The sequence below is a fragment of the Polaribacter sp. Asnod1-A03 genome (genome assembly GCF_045063585.1).
Classification (GTDB): Bacteria; Bacteroidota; Bacteroidia; order Flavobacteriales; family Flavobacteriaceae; genus Polaribacter.
In genome coordinates this window covers 1925627-1944164 of sequence record NZ_JBEFOE010000009.1, presented here as the reverse complement: position 1 = coordinate 1944164, position 18538 = coordinate 1925627, and the positions used below count along the sequence as shown (strand labels likewise).

The 18538-nt window shown below is 30.4% G+C and carries 17 protein-coding genes; 5 read left to right on the top strand and 12 right to left on the bottom strand.

The features are described from left to right. Positions 1-2: 2 nt before the first annotated feature. Positions 3-974 (top strand): bile acid:sodium symporter family protein, encoded by a 972-nt coding sequence (locus ACJJVY_RS09000; RefSeq protein ID WP_405607117.1) that lies wholly within the window; start codon positions 3-5, stop codon positions 972-974. Here the strand turns inward: ACJJVY_RS09000 and ACJJVY_RS08995 are convergent. From ACJJVY_RS08995 to ACJJVY_RS08955, 9 genes are all read right to left on the bottom strand, one after another. Further along, positions 967-1983, bottom strand: a complete 1017-nt coding sequence (locus tag ACJJVY_RS08995) for a cytochrome-c peroxidase (RefSeq protein ID WP_405607114.1) — start codon at positions 1981-1983, stop codon at positions 967-969. The two genes, ACJJVY_RS09000 and ACJJVY_RS08995, sit on opposite strands and share 8 nt — an antisense overlap. A gap of 77 nt (positions 1984-2060) precedes the next feature. Continuing rightward, positions 2061-2933 (bottom strand): MbnP family protein, encoded by an 873-nt coding sequence (locus tag ACJJVY_RS08990; RefSeq protein ID WP_405607111.1) that lies wholly within the window; start codon positions 2931-2933, stop codon positions 2061-2063. Positions 2934-2971: 38 nt separating this feature from the next. Next, a complete protein-coding gene (locus ACJJVY_RS08985; RefSeq protein ID WP_405607108.1) occupies positions 2972-4960 on the bottom strand; it encodes a TonB-dependent receptor in 1989 nt (662 codons plus the stop codon). A 4-nt stretch (positions 4961-4964) separates the two neighbouring features. Then, positions 4965-5888, bottom strand: a complete 924-nt coding sequence (locus ACJJVY_RS08980; RefSeq protein WP_405607105.1) for a hypothetical protein — start codon at positions 5886-5888, stop codon at positions 4965-4967. A gap of 333 nt (positions 5889-6221) precedes the next feature. After that, a complete protein-coding gene (locus tag ACJJVY_RS08975) occupies positions 6222-6587 on the bottom strand; it encodes a hypothetical protein (RefSeq protein WP_405607102.1) in 366 nt (121 codons plus the stop codon). Positions 6588-6691: 104 nt separating this feature from the next. After that, complete coding sequence (locus ACJJVY_RS08970) at positions 6692-7798, bottom strand: lactonase family protein (protein ID WP_405607099.1); 1107 nt, start codon at positions 7796-7798, stop codon at positions 6692-6694. Between the two features lie 3 nt (positions 7799-7801). Next, the gene (locus ACJJVY_RS08965; protein WP_405607096.1) at positions 7802-9571 is read right to left on the bottom strand and encodes a M14 family metallopeptidase; all 1770 of its coding nucleotides are present in this window, start codon (positions 9569-9571) and stop codon (positions 7802-7804) included. 4 nt (positions 9572-9575) lie between these two features. After that, complete coding sequence (gene coaD, locus ACJJVY_RS08960) at positions 9576-10031, bottom strand: pantetheine-phosphate adenylyltransferase (RefSeq protein WP_405607093.1); 456 nt, start codon at positions 10029-10031, stop codon at positions 9576-9578. Positions 10032-10073: 42 nt separating this feature from the next. After that, positions 10074-11048, bottom strand: a complete 975-nt coding sequence (locus ACJJVY_RS08955; RefSeq protein ID WP_405607090.1) for a D-alanine--D-alanine ligase — start codon at positions 11046-11048, stop codon at positions 10074-10076. 92 nt (positions 11049-11140) lie between these two features. Between ACJJVY_RS08955 and ACJJVY_RS08950 the strand changes: the two genes are divergently transcribed. Further along, on the top strand, positions 11141-11698 hold the full coding sequence (locus ACJJVY_RS08950) for a PASTA domain-containing protein (RefSeq protein ID WP_405607087.1): 558 nt from the start codon (positions 11141-11143) through the stop codon (positions 11696-11698). A gap of 34 nt (positions 11699-11732) precedes the next feature. Beyond that, a complete protein-coding gene (locus ACJJVY_RS08945) occupies positions 11733-12773 on the top strand; it encodes an RluA family pseudouridine synthase (RefSeq protein ID WP_405607084.1) in 1041 nt (346 codons plus the stop codon). Positions 12774-12833: 60 nt separating this feature from the next. Here the strand turns inward: ACJJVY_RS08945 and ACJJVY_RS08940 are convergent, their stop codons facing one another. Beyond that, positions 12834-13352: a GNAT family N-acetyltransferase gene (locus tag ACJJVY_RS08940; RefSeq protein ID WP_405607081.1), complete on the bottom strand. Its 519-nt coding sequence runs from the start codon at positions 13350-13352 to the stop codon at positions 12834-12836. A 160-nt stretch (positions 13353-13512) separates the two neighbouring features. Here ACJJVY_RS08940 and yaaA point away from each other — a divergent pair, with 160 nt between their 5' ends. Continuing rightward, positions 13513-14271 carry a peroxide stress protein YaaA gene (gene yaaA, locus ACJJVY_RS08935; RefSeq protein ID WP_405607078.1) on the top strand — a complete coding sequence of 253 codons (759 nt, stop codon included), beginning with the start codon at positions 13513-13515 and terminating at the stop codon, positions 14269-14271. Between the two features lie 71 nt (positions 14272-14342). Here yaaA and ACJJVY_RS08930 read toward each other — a convergent pair whose 3' ends face one another. After that, complete coding sequence (locus tag ACJJVY_RS08930; protein ID WP_405607075.1) at positions 14343-15767, bottom strand: L-serine ammonia-lyase; 1425 nt, start codon at positions 15765-15767, stop codon at positions 14343-14345. Positions 15768-15852: 85 nt separating this feature from the next. After that, a complete protein-coding gene (locus ACJJVY_RS08925) occupies positions 15853-16191 on the bottom strand; it encodes a DUF2853 family protein (RefSeq protein ID WP_405607072.1) in 339 nt (112 codons plus the stop codon). A gap of 248 nt (positions 16192-16439) precedes the next feature. Here ACJJVY_RS08925 and dnaK point away from each other — a divergent pair, with 248 nt between their 5' ends. Beyond that, positions 16440-18350, top strand: a complete 1911-nt coding sequence (gene dnaK / locus ACJJVY_RS08920) for a molecular chaperone DnaK (RefSeq protein ID WP_405607069.1) — start codon at positions 16440-16442, stop codon at positions 18348-18350. Positions 18351-18538 lie beyond the last annotated feature (188 nt).

Sequence of the window (18538 nt, the reverse complement as noted above, 5' to 3'; positions counted from 1 at the left end):
CTATGAAATTTAAGATTGATAAATTTATCCTATCAATTATTGGAGTTATATTAATTGCTTATTTTTTTCCGAATTGGGCAACTGAAGATAGTAAAGCTCCCTTAAACACTATCAGTTCTATCGGTATTTCTCTTATTTTCTTTTTTTATGGACTCAAATTAAATCCAACCGAATTAAAATCTGGTCTTAAAAATTGGAAATTGCATATTTTAGTACAAGGAGCTACTTTTTTAATGTTTCCTTTATTAGTTCTTTTCTTTCGACCAATTATTCAAAACGAAGAACAAGAAACGATTTGGTTAGCGTTCTTTTTCTTGGCTGCATTACCATCCACTGTATCATCATCTGTGGTTATGGTATCAATTGCAAAAGGAAGTATTCCTTCAGCTATTTTTAACGCAAGCATTTCTGGTATTATAGGTATTTTAATTACACCACTCTGGATGGGGTTATTTATCAATAACCCACAAACAGATTTTAATTTTACCAATATATATATCAAACTTATTCTTCAAATTATTTTCCCTGTAGTTTTAGGCCTTTTATTACAACGTTTTTTAGGTAAATTTGCTCATAAACATAGTAGTAAATTAACCTTATTTGATAAATCCATCATTTTATTGATTATTTATAAAAGTTTTGCAGAGTCTTTTATAAATGGTGTTTTTAATGCTGTTTCTATTTTAGATTTACTAGCTATTTTTATTGGAGTAATCACCTTGTTTCTTATCGCTTTTTCCTTGACAGGATTTCTTTCAAAAAAATTAAATTTTAATAATGAAGATAAAATTACAGCTCAGTTTTGTGGTACAAAAAAGTCTTTAGTACACGGTACTGTTTTTTCTAAAATATTATTTAAAGGGATGTCTTCAATTGGTATTATGCTTTTACCTTTAATGCTATTTCATGCCACGCAAATTTTAATAATTAGCATTGTGGCTTCAAAATTAGCCAAAGAAAAAAATATTAATTGATAAAATCAGCATCACTTAAAGTATTCATAAATAAAATAAGATTGTTTTTTTCTTCTTCTGTTAATGGAATACTGTTGTTGTTTTCTTTTAAAATAGGATCTAAATTATCGCTTTCTAAAACACCACTATCTAAATAATCTAACACTTCTTTTAAAGTAGCAAATTGCCCAAAACTTCCGTACGGTGTTGTATATGCTACATTACGTAAAGACGGAACTCTAAAACTATAGATATCTTCTGTTAAACCCGTAATTCTTGCTCGACCAGCTTCTTCTGTATCTGGATTGATAGGGAAACCAATGTTTCTAAAACTTTGATCGGTAAACAATTCTGTACTATGGCAACTGGCACATTTATCCTGAAAAGTTTGATATCCTTGTGCTTCATCTTCTGTAAAAACAACGCCTTCTGCTCGTTTTACTTGATCGTATTTACTATTTGCAGAAATCAATGTATATTCAAACTGAGCAATACTGTTGTAAATTCGGTCTGGTGTAATTTCTTGATCACCAAAAGCTTTGTAAAATAAATCTATATAATCTTCGTCGTTTTCAATTTTACCAATCACTTCTAAAATCGAAGAATCCATTTCTTCATAAGTAATAATTGGTACTAATGGCTGGTCTTCTAATTGAAGTTTATTTCCATCCCAATTAAAAAATTGCATAAACGCCATATTTTGAACCGGTGGCGCATTACGAAGCCCAATTCTGCCTTCTATACCAATACCTTTTGCATTATGGTCTGCAAAAGCATTTTCTTGTATATGACAACTGGCACAAGAAATACTATTATCTGTGCTTAATCTTTTTTCATTAAATAATTTTTCACCTAATTCAACGCCATATTTTGTGGGTAAATTGACATAAAAAGAACTACTAAAATCAGGAAAATCAGTAGGAATACTTACATCTATTTCTGGATTCTCATAAGAAATCGGTTCATAATCTTCCTTATTACAAGAAGATACCAATAGTAAAATAAAAATGCTTCCAATTAATTTTTTCATCCTAAATAAATTATTTTATAAACTATTAAAAAAGCTGACTTGATTCTAAAAACCGAAGTCAGCTTTATCATGTCAATTTAGTTTTCTACACTAGTTATCGAAAACATTCCTGTAATATCACTATCTCCATTACCCCCAATATTATCAACAAACTTTTCCATTTCTGTTGCCGTATGAATACTTGGTGTAGCATTATTACTTAAATCTGCAGTAGAAACTAATACAACTTTGTTACTTTCTCCGCTTAAAAACATATCAAAATCTGCTTTAATCATTATTATTGGCGCATTATTACCAACAGTAGCATTAGTTGTAAGATCTAAAGTAATATCTCTATACGCATCTACCCCTTGTGTATAAGTGCTTTCATCTCCATTTGTTCCTTCTACAGTACTTCCAGAATGGAAAGATAATTCACTGTTATCTGCTCCATAAAATCCTTCAATTTTTGTAAAACGGTAACCTGTTCCCCATTCCCAATGCATTGCTGTATCATTTGCACCAGCTGCTGCATAAAAATTAGGAAAACTTACTTCATCTAACGTATTTAATTCTGTTTTTACACCTAATCCAAATTTAATTTGAGTGTATTCATCAGAAGGAATATCAGTTAAAACATATTGTAAAGTTTCTGTTTTAGACTGATCTACAATTGTTGCACCAGCATCTAAATCATTTACATGATAAGGAAACTCGTTACCCTCTGCATCTATTAAACGAATGTTAGTAATTACATATTTTAACTCTTCAAAATGATGCGCTTGTCCTTCTGTAGAAGTATTTACGGTTGCTTCTGCCGAAGTAGCATCGCCTAAAACAATCGTTGTTTCACCAAAAGTATTGTTAAACTCTAATATTACATCGTTTGCAACAGGAATACTGTCTTCACTACAGGATACAATTCCTAAAGAGATCAATGCTACTAAAAGGTATTTTTTTAAATTTTTCATTTGTTATTAATTTATTGGTTGTTATTTATTATTAATTTTTAAAAATTTATTTTTAAAGACGTAAAAATGTTACGTCCCATTCTTGGGATATTTCCCCAATCTGCATAGGTGCTATAATATTCGTTAAACAGGTTTTCTGCACCCACTTGAAAAACTGTTTTGTAATCTTTAATGTAAAAAGTATAATCTGCAGCAACATTCCAGTTTTTGTAAGAAGGTGTTTCGTCTTCTCCATATTCTGGACTGTAATTTTTTTGTTTAAAATCGCCATTAAAAGAAGTGCTAAACCCAAACTTTTTATGAGAAAAATGCAATGAAGTTTGATAACTTAATGGACGGATAAAAGGTAAATTATTTTGACTATCATCTAAACCACGCGCGTACGTTAATGCACCTTTAAAATGTAAATTCTGTAAAACAGTGTATTTTCCGTTTAATGAAAAGTTGAATAACGTAGCATAATCTAAAGATGTATATCCTTTTACACCCACCGATTGATAATTCATTGGGCTACCTAAACTTAAGATTCTTCCTATAATATAATTTTGAATATAGAAATAGTTCACTTTTGCTTGCGCACTAAATTTTTCGTTTTTAAAACCTGCACTTGCATTTACTTCATAAGAAATTTCATTTTCTAAATCCGGATTTCCAATGTAATCGTAACGATCGAAACTGTTATAAATATAATATCCATATCCTTCGGAAACAGAAGGCGCTCTATGACCGTAACCACTACCTACAGAAAAATCGAAATTGCCAATATTTAGGTTATAACCTGCATGTAAACTCGGTAAAAATCGTGTTTTTTCTTGCGGAGTTCCAGGATGAAAAATCCAATTGAATTCTACATATTTAGAATAATTGTAATTGACACCTAAACTACCACCAAAACTTACTTGACTTGCGGCTGAAATATCCCAATAATTATTCATAGAAATACCTGCATAAGTTGTAGTAACCCAAGGCCAACTATAGGCAAACATGGTTCTTTCGCTTCTGTCTTGCGGATACATACGCATTTCTGCAATTGATAAATTATTGTAGGCATTCAGTTGTACTTCTGAAGAAAAATTCTCTTTTTGAAGGTTTACTTTAGAAACCAATCCATAAGTGGTACTCCAACCTGGCATGTCCATATGCACCAAATTTTCTGGTCTTGTCGTATCATCCATATAATGTTCTACCGCATTAAAATACACTTTAGAATCCCACACTTTTACAATTCCTTTTTCAAAAAATTGCTTGTAAGCAACCGATGTAATTAACGCTCTAGACAATGACAAATCCATAGGCAATGCAGGAAAACCTACATCTTTGGCTTTGTCAAAAATAGCATCTACTCTTAAAGAAGATAAATCGCTCGTTTTATAAGCAACACCTAAAGAAGCATTTAATTTATTAAATTGAGAATGATTTACTTCATCATTATTTCCGTCTGAATAATTTTCTGCTTTTCTATGAGAAATACTAGCATCTACCACCAATTTATCACTTGAAAAAGAAACATTACCAAGGTTAAAAAACTGACTGTTATTAAATTCAAAACCTGTTTGATACGTTCCTTTGTAATTTTCTTGAACTGTAAATGCAGTGCTTTTTCTTTTTAAATCGATGCTACCAGCAACAGTTGCTCCGTGTAAACTACCTTCTTGTCCAGATTTTATATCAATATCAGAAAGATTATTACTTTCTAAATAAGAGGTTACTGGATCCATTTTATCGGTACAAGCACCAAAAACATGCATCCCGTCAATGGTAATTATAGAACGTTCTGTGCTCATATTATTTAACAAAGGTTCCCACGCATACGCACCACGTTTGATAAAACTGATATTCTCTGAAGAAGCCAAAAATTCATCCACAGAAACAGCCATTTTCATGTCTGTTTCTATTTTTTTCTTTTTAGCTGCAACAATTATCACCTCATCTAAGACTGTTTTTACACTGTCTTTTTTAATTTGAACCGTTTGTGCTTTTGCTACAAATGCTACCGATAAGAATACTCCTATTATAAATACTCTCATCGTCTTAAAATAAAATGTCTATATGCAGTTCTCCTCTTTCCCCTTCTACACCTGGTGTAAATTCCGTAGAAACTTCTGTACCTTTTATAGTTTGCCCGTTTTCATCATTAAAAATAAAATTCAACGTCCAATTTCCGGTCATTGTGTAATTAACAACGCCATAATACAAACCATCGTTTTCTTGGGTTAAATCTTCGTTGTTTGGTGATGAATGATTTCCCATAGAAGGTTCTGGCATTCTAGGATCTAACAACAATGTATGATTGTTTACTACTGAATATGAGTATTGTGTTGGATCTGGAAACGTACCTGCCTCACTAGTCGGTGGGTTGTATCTATAAATACCTGCCACCAAATCGTTTTGTGCAACACTTGGGCTTTGCGGAGCTACCAAAGCAATAAAATATTGCGCATCGTCATTCCCTGTAAAAGCTGTCATGTTTAAGTTCAGATTCGTTTGTTCTTCTATATAAATCGTCTCATTAACAGATTGTGTTTCATCATTATTAGTAAAATCAATATATAACTGCCAATCTACTGTAGAATCACTTTCACTTGTAAACACCGCATAACCTACATAATAATTTTCCGTTGCATCATAACTTAATTGATACGCATGCGGACAAGAAGATTTATTACCATTAGCATCTGTCATTATCGGTAAAAAAGTAACCTCAGAATTTTCTAAACTTTCATCCGTTTCTGTATTACTGATTGTTAGATGCACCTCATTATATCCTTTATATAAAGTACCGTTTAAAGCTTCTAAACTAATTTTATAATCTCCACTTGTTATTGCAGTTACTTCTTCAAATTCTATATATTCTGTGGTTTCTACGTTTAGCTCTGCCTCGTAATCCGTTTTATCTAGGGTACAAGAAGAAATCATAACGAAAACCACAAATACAATTACATGTAAATGTTTCATTATCTTATTACTGTTTTATTAAAAACTGTTAAAAAATAGTAGTAGCAATACGCTGACAAATGCCTTTTAATAAAATGAAAAGCATTGTAAACCATCAAGCAAATACAATTGAGATAATTGTACTATTACTACTAAAAATTAAATAGATTAAGAAACTTCACACCAAAGTATTTAACAAAAGGCTTATAGCATGTAAACACTATTAAATAGCATACTAACTTGTATTTATCTTGACTGTTTTGAGTCAAAAAAAAGTACAGCAAAACACCACTAAACAAATGCTGTTTAGCCTGATAAAATGGATGTAAAAAAGTTTCTTACCGGATAAAGAAATTAAACGAGTGGTGGGTGAAAAATAAAATCTGAATACTCAAATTTATAAATTTTATGATACACAGCTTCCATCTTTAAATTTTGATCTTTTAAAGAAAAGAAGGAATACTTAACTTTAGTCTCTTGAAAATAAACAATGGTATTTTCTATAATAGAAGTTTGATTTTTTTCATTACCAGGTTCCGAGTCAGAAGATTTAGCCAATTGTTTCATCAAATGGCATTTTCCATTACATTGTAGTTCTGGTTCTTCTTTATTTACACAAAGTTCGTTTTTAATATAGTCGTAAAAAGCAGCATACTCCAACAAGGGAAGTAAAGGCTTAAAAAGCAAAAATAATGATATAAAAATTGCAGCTGTTTTCACCCTGCGAATATCTTGCTTTTTTTAAAGTTTTCCTAAAATAAACAAACTTATTTAATTAACATAACCGTGCTTATTTTGAGTTATTTTATATATAGTTTTTAAATTTAAAACAAGATAAAAACTGGCATAGGAGCCTCAATTTCATCTACAAAAGTAAGTTTACCTGTTTCTGTATTTCGTTTAAATGATATAATATTATCCGTATCTTGATTTGCAACAAGTAAAAATTTTTGATCTTTAGAAAAAGAAAAATTACGAGGGCTTTTGCCTAAAACAGATTCGTGGTCAATTATTTTTAATGTTCCATCTTCAGAATTTACTTCATAAATTACAATGGAATTATGGCCTCGATTTGAAGCATATAAAAATTTACCATCTTTAGAAATATGTATATCTGCAGCATTACTATAATCTTTAAAACCTTTTGGTAACGTAGATATTAAAAAGTCTACAAAATAATTACCTCCTTTTTCTTTTATTAAAGAAACCGTATTATTTAATTCATTTAAAACATAAATCCACTTATTATTTGGATGAAATGATAAATGTCTTGGACCAGCACCCTCAACCAATTTTAATGTTTTATTTTCTGAATAAATAAGTTCATTTTTTTCTTCATCAATACTAGAAAACCATAATTGATTGGTTCCTAAATCTAAAGAAATAATTTGATTTTTGGTAGGATGAAACCATACAGAATGCGCATGTGGTACTTTTTGTCTTTCTGTTGTTCCTTTACCCGTATGTTGTTGTAAACTTAATAAATTTGTAATTCCGTTTTGATTATCAACCTTTAAATACCCAACATTTCCGCCAGTATAATTAGCAACTAAAACCTGGTTTTTATCATTTACAGTAACAAAACAAGGATGAGCTCCACCAGATTTAGATTCACTAACAAATAGTAAAGTATCTTTTTCTATTTTAAATGATTTTACAAAACCTGTTCTATCTTTATCTGTTTCATCAACCGATAAAAGCGTTTGATTATCTTTTGTTTTTGCTAAAAAAGACGGATTATTTGTTTCTGCAACTAAACCTTTTTTAGACAACTTACCTTCTGATGAAATTGAATATTTATAAATTCCTTTAGAATCTTTTTGGGTGTAGGTACCAACATAAAAAGAAGTTGTATTTATTTTTTTTGTTTCTGGTACTTTTTTACATCCGAATAAAAATATTGCTAATAGAAATGTTGACAGGTATTTCATAAATTAAAAAACTTTAAAAACAGGTAAACGTAAATGAGCTGGTTCGTAATTAGGTGAGTTTTTGTAAATAAAATCTAATTGCATTCTTGCATTTTTTGCAAACCTTGCCTCTGTTTTTAATTTGTCTTCAAATTCTTTTTTTAATGATGGATTTTCCGCTAAATATTCTGCTGCAACATCTTCGAAAACATAAGCAGAATAACCTTCTTTTTGTTGTAAAATAGTATCGAAAAAATTCCAATTAAAAAAAGAATCTGTTGCTTCTGCTTCTAATGTTTCTAATAAATACCTTACTCCGTTCTGATTTGTAGAAATATACAAATCCCCTTCTTTAAAGCTAATATTTTCTGAGGACTCTAAAACCGTTGTATTATAATGTAAATAATGACCTTCGTAAGGAGATTTTCTACTATCATAATCTTTGATGTGATTTACAGTAACAGCAATTGTTGTATCATTTTTTAAACGAGAATACTCGATATTATTATTCTTTAATCTCTCTATAATATCATGGAATCCTTTTGGTAAAATATACGCTTTTGGTATGGTAATTTCTTTTGTTATTGCATATTCATCATAATATTTTACCGTCTTTTCGTAAGGTTTATTTCTATCATAAAACAATCTTTTTCCGTTGGTAACTTTACTATCAATCATCTCGCCTTCATAACCTTTAAAATTGAATTCTCTATATTTCTCTTTATCAACCTTAAACTGAATTGGATATGTTTTTTTAGCTAAAATTTCATCCGTAGCTTTCCCTCGTAACTCTTTTATTTTCTCTGAGTTTTCTTCTGTAAAATCAAAAGCCGAAAACATTAAATCGTACGTTTGTTCTACTCTAATTTTATAAGGTTTCAACATGTGTGTTTCTACCATTAAACCCAACGTATTAAAAAGCGTTGTATACCCTGTAGAATATCTTGGCGAATCGAAAAATTGAGACCAACCTGCTTCTGGTGTATTACCCCAAACATTTACATAAGGCGTAATAATTACTCCTTTTCCTTCTAATGATTTTTCTAAATCCGGACGCATTTCATTTTGTAAAAAGGTTCCTAAATTACCACCTAATTTATTATGTTGCGTAAATAAATGCGTAATTGCATATTGATAATCTGCACCATTACTTACATGATTATCAATAAAAATATCTGGATTTACCGTATGAAAAATTTCTGCAAAAGCAGCTGAATTTCTACTATCTTGCTTTATAAAATCTCTATTTAAATCATAATTTCTAGCGTTTCCTCTAAACCCGTATTCTTTTGGCCCGTTTTGATTGGCTCTTGTATGCGAATTTCTATTTAATGAACCACCAATATTATAAATAGGAATTACACAAATTATAGAATTTTTATACTTTGCTTTTAAAGAATCGTTTTGTACAATGTCTCTTAACAACATCATAGAAGCATCTATTCCGTCAGATTCTCCTGGATGAATTCCGTTATTAATTAGAATTCTATTTTTTGGTGATTTTTTAATTTCATCAACATTATAAATTCCATCACTATTATAAACCACCAAATTTAATGGTTCTCCAGAATCTGTTTGCCCGAAAGAAAATAATGATATTTGGCTATACGCTTCTGATAAATCTTTGTAATAAGAAATTACATCTTTATATTCTGGCGTTTCTGTTCCTTTAGATTTCTCAAAAAGTGTTGTAAAATCTACATCTTCTTTAGATAAATCATTACAGGAAATCATCAAAATTAAAGAAGAAAAAAGTGTAATGGTTTTTAGTAAAGCGTTGGTTTTATTTTTCATTTGATTATTTTATTCTTACTGAGTCTGGTACAAAACTGGTATAATCTCCATTATTTCTGATAACATCTCTTACAATAGAGGAAGAAATATAGCTTTTTCCAGAAGATGTTAATAAGAAAATGGTTTCTGTTTCTGCTAATTTTCTATTTGTATGTGCAATTGCTTTTTCGAACTCAAAGTCTGCAGGATTTCTAAGACCTCTTAAAATATAATCTGCATTTTGTTCTTTGCAGAAATTAACCGTTAAACCTTGGTAGGTAACTACTTTTATTTTGGGCTCGTCTTTAAAACATTCTTCTATAAACTGTTTTCGCTCTTCTAAAGAAAACATGTACTTTTTATCAGCATTAATACCAATGGCAATAATAAGTTCATCAAACAATTTTACACCTCTTTCTATAATATCGTAATGTCCTATTGTAATAGGATCAAAAGACCCTGGAAAAATTGCTCTTTTCATTTTTCTTTTAAATTTAAGAATTAACTCACTAATAAATCTACTCTATTTAAGAGCAGACTCAATTGCATTTTCAAATAATTCACTTAAAGAAATACCTGATGCTTGTGCTTGTTGTGGTAAAATACTTTCTTCTGTTAAACCAGGTACTGTATTCATTTCTAAAAAATGAGGTTCTCCAGCAACAAAAATATATTCCGATCTAGAAAAACCAGACATATTTAAAACTTTATATACTTTTTCTGCAACCTCTTCTACCCTTAGTTTCTCTTCTTCAGAAATTCTTGCTGGTGTAATTTCTTGAGATTTTCCTTCGTATTTTGCTTCATAATCAAAGAAATCATTTTCTGATACAATTTCTGTAATAGGCAAAACTTTAGTTTCTCCTTTGTATTGAATAACTCCTACAGAAACCTCTGTTCCGTCTAAAAAAGATTCAATTAAAATTTCTGAATCTTCTTTATAAGCAACTTCTATTGCTGGTAAAATCTCTTCCTTTGTATGTGCTTTAGAAATTCCGTAACTAGAACCTGCATTGTTTGGTTTTATAAAACAAGGCAAACCAACTTTAGCTATAATTCTATCTACATCAACCTCATCTCCTTTATTTAAATAGATAGAAATGGCTGTTTTAATTCCGTATTCTTTTACAACACTTAAAGTATCTCTTTTATTAAAAGTTAATGCCATTTGATAATATGGTGCAGAAGTGTGCTTTAAATTAACAAGATTAAAATAAGCCAACAATTCTCCGTTTTCTCCAGGATTTCCATGAATTGCATTAAAAACACAATCAAAAGTTATTTTTTTATCACCTAAAAGAAAAGAAAAATCATTTTTATCTATTGGGTATTCTGTACTCTCATCATCTAAAGCTACCCATTTATCCTTTAGAATATGAACTCTAAAAGGATTATATTTCTCTTTGTCTAAATGGTTGTACACTACATTTCCACTTACTAAAGAAATGTTTACTTCGGATGAATAACCACCCATTACAATTGCAATATTCTTGATCATCGGATATAAAATAATAAAACAAATTTATCAAAATAATTATAGAAACAGCAACGTTTACTTTTTATATCTTTGCGTGTTCTAAAAATTAAAAAATGAGTGTTTTTAAGTTTCTAAAAAGTAAATTATTCTTTATACAAATTGCAATTGCAATTGCAGGATTATTAATCTTTATTTTTGCATTAAAATATTGGTTAGGAGTTTCTACCAATCACGATCAAAAAATTCAGGTTCCAGATTTACACAAATTGTCTTTAGAAAATGTAGATAGAACACTTAAAGAACTTAATTTAGATTATATAGTAATTGATAGCGCTAGTTTCAATCCAGAATATCCTAAAAAATCTGTGATAGAACAAAGCCCAGAAGCAGGTAATTTTGTAAAAGAAAAACGTAAAATCTATTTAACGTTAAATCCATCTAAATACAGAGATGTTACCATACCAGATTTAAACGGAAGCACTAAAAGACGTGCTATTTCTCAATTACGTTCTAAAGGTTTAAATATAGATACGAGTTTTACCTATGTAAAAGATATTGGTAAAGATGTGGTACGCGGTTTACTTTATCAAAAAGAAGTTTTAAATCCTGGTGATCAATTGCCTTTAAACTCTATTGTTGAGTTGGTTTTAGGTGATGGAGAAGGAAACTAAAAATTAATAAAACTTTTACTACAAAAGAAAACACATGCAAGAAAACCAGCCACAAGATATAGAAAACGACGATTTATACGAACATCATAGATTTACAGCTAGTGAAGGTCAAATTCCTTTAAGAGTTGATAAGTTTTTAATGAATTTTGTTGAGAACGCAACTAGAAGTAAAATACAACAAGCTGCTAAAGCCGGTAATATTTTAGTGAATGATGTTATTGTAAAATCGAATCATAAAGTAAAACCAAATGATGTTGTAAGAGTGGTTTTATCGTATCCGCCTGCAGAAAACTTGTTGGTTGCAGAAGAGATCCCTTTAGATATTGTTTATGAAGACGATACTGTAATTGTGGTTAACAAACCAGCCGGAATGGTTGTGCATCCTGGTCACGGAAATTATTCTGGAACTTTAGTGAACGGATTAATACATCATATAGAAAATTTACCAACCAACTCTAACGAAAGACCTGGTTTAGTACATAGAATTGATAAAGACACAAGTGGATTATTAGTAGTTGCAAAAACCGAATTTGCGATGGCAAATTTATCTAAGCAATTTTTTGACAGAACTACAGAGCGTTTGTATTATGCGTTAGTTTGGGGGAATATTGATGAAGATGAAGGTAGAATTGAAGGAAATATTGGACGAAGTTTAAAGAATCGTTTGCAAATGGCTGTTTTTCCTGATGGAGGTTTTGGAAAACATGCAGTAACTCATTTTAAAGTTTTAGAGCGATTAACATACGTTACTTTGGTACAATGTAAATTAGAAACAGGAAGAACTCACCAAATTAGAGCTCATTTTAAACATATAGGTCATACACTTTTTAATGACGAACGATATGGTGGAAATGATATTTTAAAAGGAACAACCTTTACCAAATACAAGCAGTTTGTACACAATTGTTTTAAAGTGTTACCAAGACAAGCGTTACATGCAAAAACCTTAGGTTTTACACATCCAACAACAGGAGAATTTATGCAATTTAATTCTGAAGTGCCAAAAGACATTACAGATTGTTTGGAAAAATGGAGAACTTATTCTGAGAATTCTAAAGATGTAGAATTGGATTAAAAATTTATAAAACTACTTTCCGATACAGAAAGTAGTTTTTTTATTTATCAGTCTTTTTCTCTAATCTATTTTACTTCTTTTTTCTAAAAGTACATTATCTTTCCAAACACCATATAATTGTGCAATCTTTTCTTTGAAACCAATTACTCTAAAACCACACTTTTTATGAAGATAAATACTTGCTTCATTTTCTCTAAAAACACCTGCTTGCAAAGACCAAATATTGTTTTTCTCACTAATAGCAATCAGTTCTTTTAATATTTTTTCTCCTAAACCATTACCTCGTTCTGCAGCTTTTACATAGACACTAACCTCAACAACTCCTTTATAAACTTCTCTTTTAGATGTTGCTGCTAAACTTCCCCAAGCAACAATTTTATCGTTTTCTTTTAAACCGATTCTCCCTATAGAAAGATATTTATTATTCCAAGTTTCCCAATCTGGTACAACAGTCTCAAAAGTTGCCATATTTGTAGCAATTCCTTCTTTGTAGATTGTTGCTACTTCATTATAATTTTCTTTATCGATTGTTACAATAGAATAAGATTCTTGCATTTTAATTTTATTAATTACACTCAAAGTTAAAAGTTTTTAATTAAAAAAATAGACACAACCTATCAACTACATGAAAATACTATTATAATTTCTTATAATAGTATTGTGTATTACTCTTAAAATACTTTTAAAAAGCCGTAATCCTTTGTATTTTTATACTCTAATTATTTCTGAATAGCAACAAATGAAAATCATAATATCACCAGCAAAATCTTTAGATTTCGAAAGTAAAGTACCAACTACTTTATATACACAACCTCGTTTTTTAGATCAATCTACTAAACTGAATAAAAAATTAAAGACGCTTTCTAAGAATAAATTATCTGAATTGATGAAAATCTCTGATGATTTATCGGCTTTAAACTATGACAGAAATCAATCTTGGCAAACACCTTTTACAATAGAAAATGCCAAACAAGCCATTTATTCTTTTACAGGAGCGGTTTTTCAGGGTATTGATGTCAACTCTTTAGAAGAAGAAAAACTTCCTTTTCTACAAGAAAATTTAAGAATCATATCAGGTTTATATGGCTTATTAAAACCTTTAGATTTAATTCAGCCTTATCGTTTAGAAATGGGTACTAAACTAAAAGTTGGTAGAACAGAAAATCTTTATAAATTCTGGAATGAAGATTTAGCTAATTCTTTAAACGAAGAATTAGAAAAAGGTGAATTATTAGTGAATTTAGCGAGTACAGAATATTTTAAAGCAATACCAAAAAAAGTTTTAAAAGTACCAATGATTACTCCTGTTTTTAAAGATTTTAAAAACGGAGAATATAAAACAATAATGACGTATGCTAAAATTGCAAGAGGTTTAATGGTACGTTACATTATAGAAAACAATGTTAAAACTATAGAGGGTTTAAAAGGTTTTAATGTTGATAAATATCGTTTTTCAGAAGAATTATCTTCAGGAAATGATTTAGTATTTACACGTTAAAATTAGTTTACAGTTTTCAGTAGCAGTTTACAGTAAGAAACTGTAAACTGCTACTGAAAACTGTCCACTGATTAACAATCTACAATTCTAACAGTAACAGCCAAACCACCTTCCGAAGTTTCTTTGTAATTTTTGTTCATGTCTTTTGCAGTTTCCCACATAGTATCAATTACTTTATCTAAAGGCACCAGAGATTCTTTAGGGTTGGTTTCTAAAGCCATTTCTGCGGCATGAATCGCTTTTATTGCTCCCATAGAATTCCGTTCAATACAAGGCACTTGTACCAAACCCGCAATAGGATCGCAGGTTAAACCTAAATGATGTTCCATCGCTATTTCTGCTGCTACTAAAGATTGCGCCGGAGTTCCGCCTAACAATTCTGTTAGAGCTCCAGCTGCCATTGCAGATGATACACCTATTTCTGCTTGACAACCTCCCATTGCTGCAGATATTGTCGCATTTTTTTTAAAAATACTTCCAATTTCGCCAGCAACTAATAAGAATTTTTTAATGTGATTAAAATCTGCTTCATGATTTTCTATAACTAAATAATACATCAAAACAGCCGGAATTACACCTGCGCTTCCGTTTGTTGGAGCTGTAACCACTCTACCTAAAGAGGCATTTACTTCATTTACAGAGAGAGCAAAACAACTTACCCATTTTAAAATCTCTCTAAACTTTACTTCAATATCTCTAATAGCACTAATCCACTCTTTAGGATTAGAATACACTCCGTCTTTTATTAATTTTTGATGTGTATCAAAAGCACGTCTTTTTACATTTAATCCTCCTGGAAGGATTCCTTTAGTATGGCAACCAAGATACATAGACTCTAACATCGTATCCCAAATCCTATGTAATTCAAAATCAACTTTATCCTCAGTATTTAAAACCAATTCATTTTGTAAAACGATATCAGAAATTAAAAAGTTTTCTTTTTCACAATAAGCTTCTAATTGAACAGCCCTATTAATAGGGAAAGGAAAATTCTTTTGATTTATTTCTATTTCTTCTTCTAGATTATCATTTTCTTGTACAATAAACCCACCTCCAATAGAGAAGTAGGTTTCAGTTGATATTTCTTTTCCATCAGAAAAACCTCTAAACGTAAGACCATTTGCATGAAAAGGTAGAAACTCTCTATTAAAAACAATTGAATCTTTAAAGAAAGGAATTTTTTTACCGCCTTTAAAATAAATTTCTTCTTGTGTATTTATTCTATCAACAATTATAAAAAGATCTTCTATTGGTATATATTCTGGGTCTGCTTCACTTAACCCTAGAAGAATCGCTAAATCTGTTGCATGCCCTTTACCTGTTAAAGATAAAGACCCGTATAAATCTACTTTTACAGCATCTATAACATCAAACAGATTTACTTTTCTAAGATGGCTTACCCATTCTTGGGCAGCTCTCCAAGGTCCTAATGTATGAGAACTTGATGGGCCAACACCAATTTTAAGCATATCAAAAACACTAATAAATTGTGACATTCGTAAGGATTAAACTTAATACGTTTGTAAAAATAAAAAAACCAACTCAATGAGTTGGTTTTTTTATTTAAAATATAATTTTTTATTAACTATAAATAGCTTCTTTACCAAATTCTACAGCTAATAGATAATAAACTACCGCTCTATATTTACTTCTTTCAGATTTACCAATAGCTTCAATAACTTTATCAATAGCTACATCTAACTGAGGCCCATCTTCTAAACCTAACTTTTTTATTAAAAAGTTCTTTTTAACTGTTATTAACTCTTTAGCATCAGACCCAGATACCGTTTCTGCATCTCTTTTATAAATAGATGGGCCCAAACCTTTTGTTACTGCTTTTAATAAATCCGCATCATAACTTAGACCTTTGTCGTCCATAAATTTAGAATACTGTGCTACTTTTTCGTCAAATTTACTCATGATTTTCTTTTTAATTATTAGTTTTATTTCATTTAAAGTTGAGCCTTACCAAATATAAGAAATTAAAAATTGATTTCAAATATTCTTCCTCTACATTATATTAGAAACACTTTATGTCATAATGTCACAATAAAATTCAATATTTTTTTAAATAAACTGACATTTAACAGTCAGAAAGCAGTTGGCATAGCCTTTGACTAATACACATTGTAAAATTGAATTTAAAAAATTAATATAAAATAATTATTATGAGTAAAATAATTGGAATCGATTTAGGAACAACAAACTCATGTGTTTCTGTAATGGAAGGTAATGAGCCAGTTGTAATTCCTAATGCTGAAGGAAAAAGAACTACACCATCTATTGTTGCCTTTGTAGAAGGAGGAGAACGTAAAATTGGTGACCCTGCAAAAAGACAAGCAGTAACAAACCCTACAAAAACCGTTTCTTCTATTAAACGTTTTATGGGAAATAAATTTTCTGAATCTTCTAACGAAATTAAGAGAGTACCTTATAAAGTAGTAAAAGGAGATAATGATACACCTCGTGTAGATATTGATGGTCGTTTATATACACCACAAGAAATCTCTGCAATGGTTCTTCAAAAAATGAAGAAAACTGCTGAAGATTACTTAGGAACAGATGTAAGTTCTGCTGTAATTACAGTGCCTGCATACTTTAACGATGCACAAAGACAAGCTACTAAAGAAGCAGGAGAAATTGCTGGTTTAAAAGTAGAAAGAATTATCAATGAGCCTACAGCTGCTGCTTTAGCTTATGGAATGGACAAGGCAAACGATGATAAAAAAATTGTTGTTTTTGACTTTGGTGGTGGAACACATGATGTTTCTATTTTAGAATTAGGAGACGGTGTTTTTGAAGTATTAGCTACAGATGGAGATACACACTTAGGTGGAGATGATGTTGATGCAAAAATTATTGACTGGTTAGCTGCAGAATTTAAAGCAGAAGAAAACATGGATTTGACAACAGATCCTATGGCTTTACAACGTTTAAAAGAAGCTGCTGAAAAAGCGAAGATTGAATTATCTTCTTCTGCTTCAACAGAAATTAACTTGCCATATATTACAGCTACTGCAAGCGGGCCAAAACACTTGGTAAGAACTTTAAGCAGAGCTAAATTTGAGCAATTAATCGATGATTTAATCAAAAGAACAATTGAGCCTTGTAAAACTGCATTAAAAAATGCTGATTTATCCACTTCAGAAATTGATGAAATTATCTTAGTAGGTGGTTCTACTAGAATACCTGCAATACAAGAAGCTGTAGAAAAATTCTTTGGAAAAGCACCAAGCAAAGGTGTAAATCCTGATGAAGTTGTTTCTTTAGGAGCTGCTATTCAAGGTGGAGTTTTATCTGGTGATGTTAAAGATGTATTGTTATTAGACGTTACTCCTTTATCTTTAGGTATTGAAACTATGGGGAATGTTTTCACAAAATTAATTGATGCAAACACAACAATTCCTACAAAAAAATCGCAAGTATTCTCTACAGCAGTAGACAATCAACCATCAGTAGAAATTCACGTTTTACAAGGTGAAAGAGCGATGGCTGCAGATAATAATACTATTGGTCGTTTCCATTTAGATGGTTTACCACCAGCACAAAGAGGAATTCCTCAAATTGAAGTAACTTTTGATATTGATGCCAATGGTATTATTAAAGTTTCTGCTTTAGACAAAGGAACTAACAAATCTCATGAAATTAGAATCGAAGCTTCTTCTGGATTATCTGAAGAAGAAATCGAAAAAATGAGACAAGATGCAGAAGCAAATGCGGATGCAGATAAAGCGGCTAAAGAAACTGCTGAAAAAGTAAATGGAGCTGACTCTATGATCTTTCAAACAGAAAAGCAATTAAAAGAATTTGGTGATAAATTATCTGATGATAAAAAAGGACCAATTGAAGCTGCTTTAGTTGAATTAAAAGCTGCTCATGAATCTAAAGATTTAGCACAAATTGATGCTGCTATGGAAAAGATTAATGAAGCTTGGAAAGTTGCCTCTGAAGAAATGTATGCTGCTGAACAAGCTGCAGGAGGAGCTGATGCAGGTGCACAACAAGGTCAACCAGAAGCTGGTAATGCAGATCAAGGTGGAGACAATGTAGAAGATGTAGATTTCGAAGAAGTAAAATAATTACGATTAACATCAATTACTAAATTGACTATAAAAAGCAGTAAACTAAACGTTTACTGCTTTTTTTTGTTAAAAACTTTAATCGTTATTAATGAATAATTATCGTTTTTAATCATAAATTTGTACCATATATGTACCGCGACTTAAAATGCGATAATCTGCAACTTATTATTAAATACTTAAAAAAA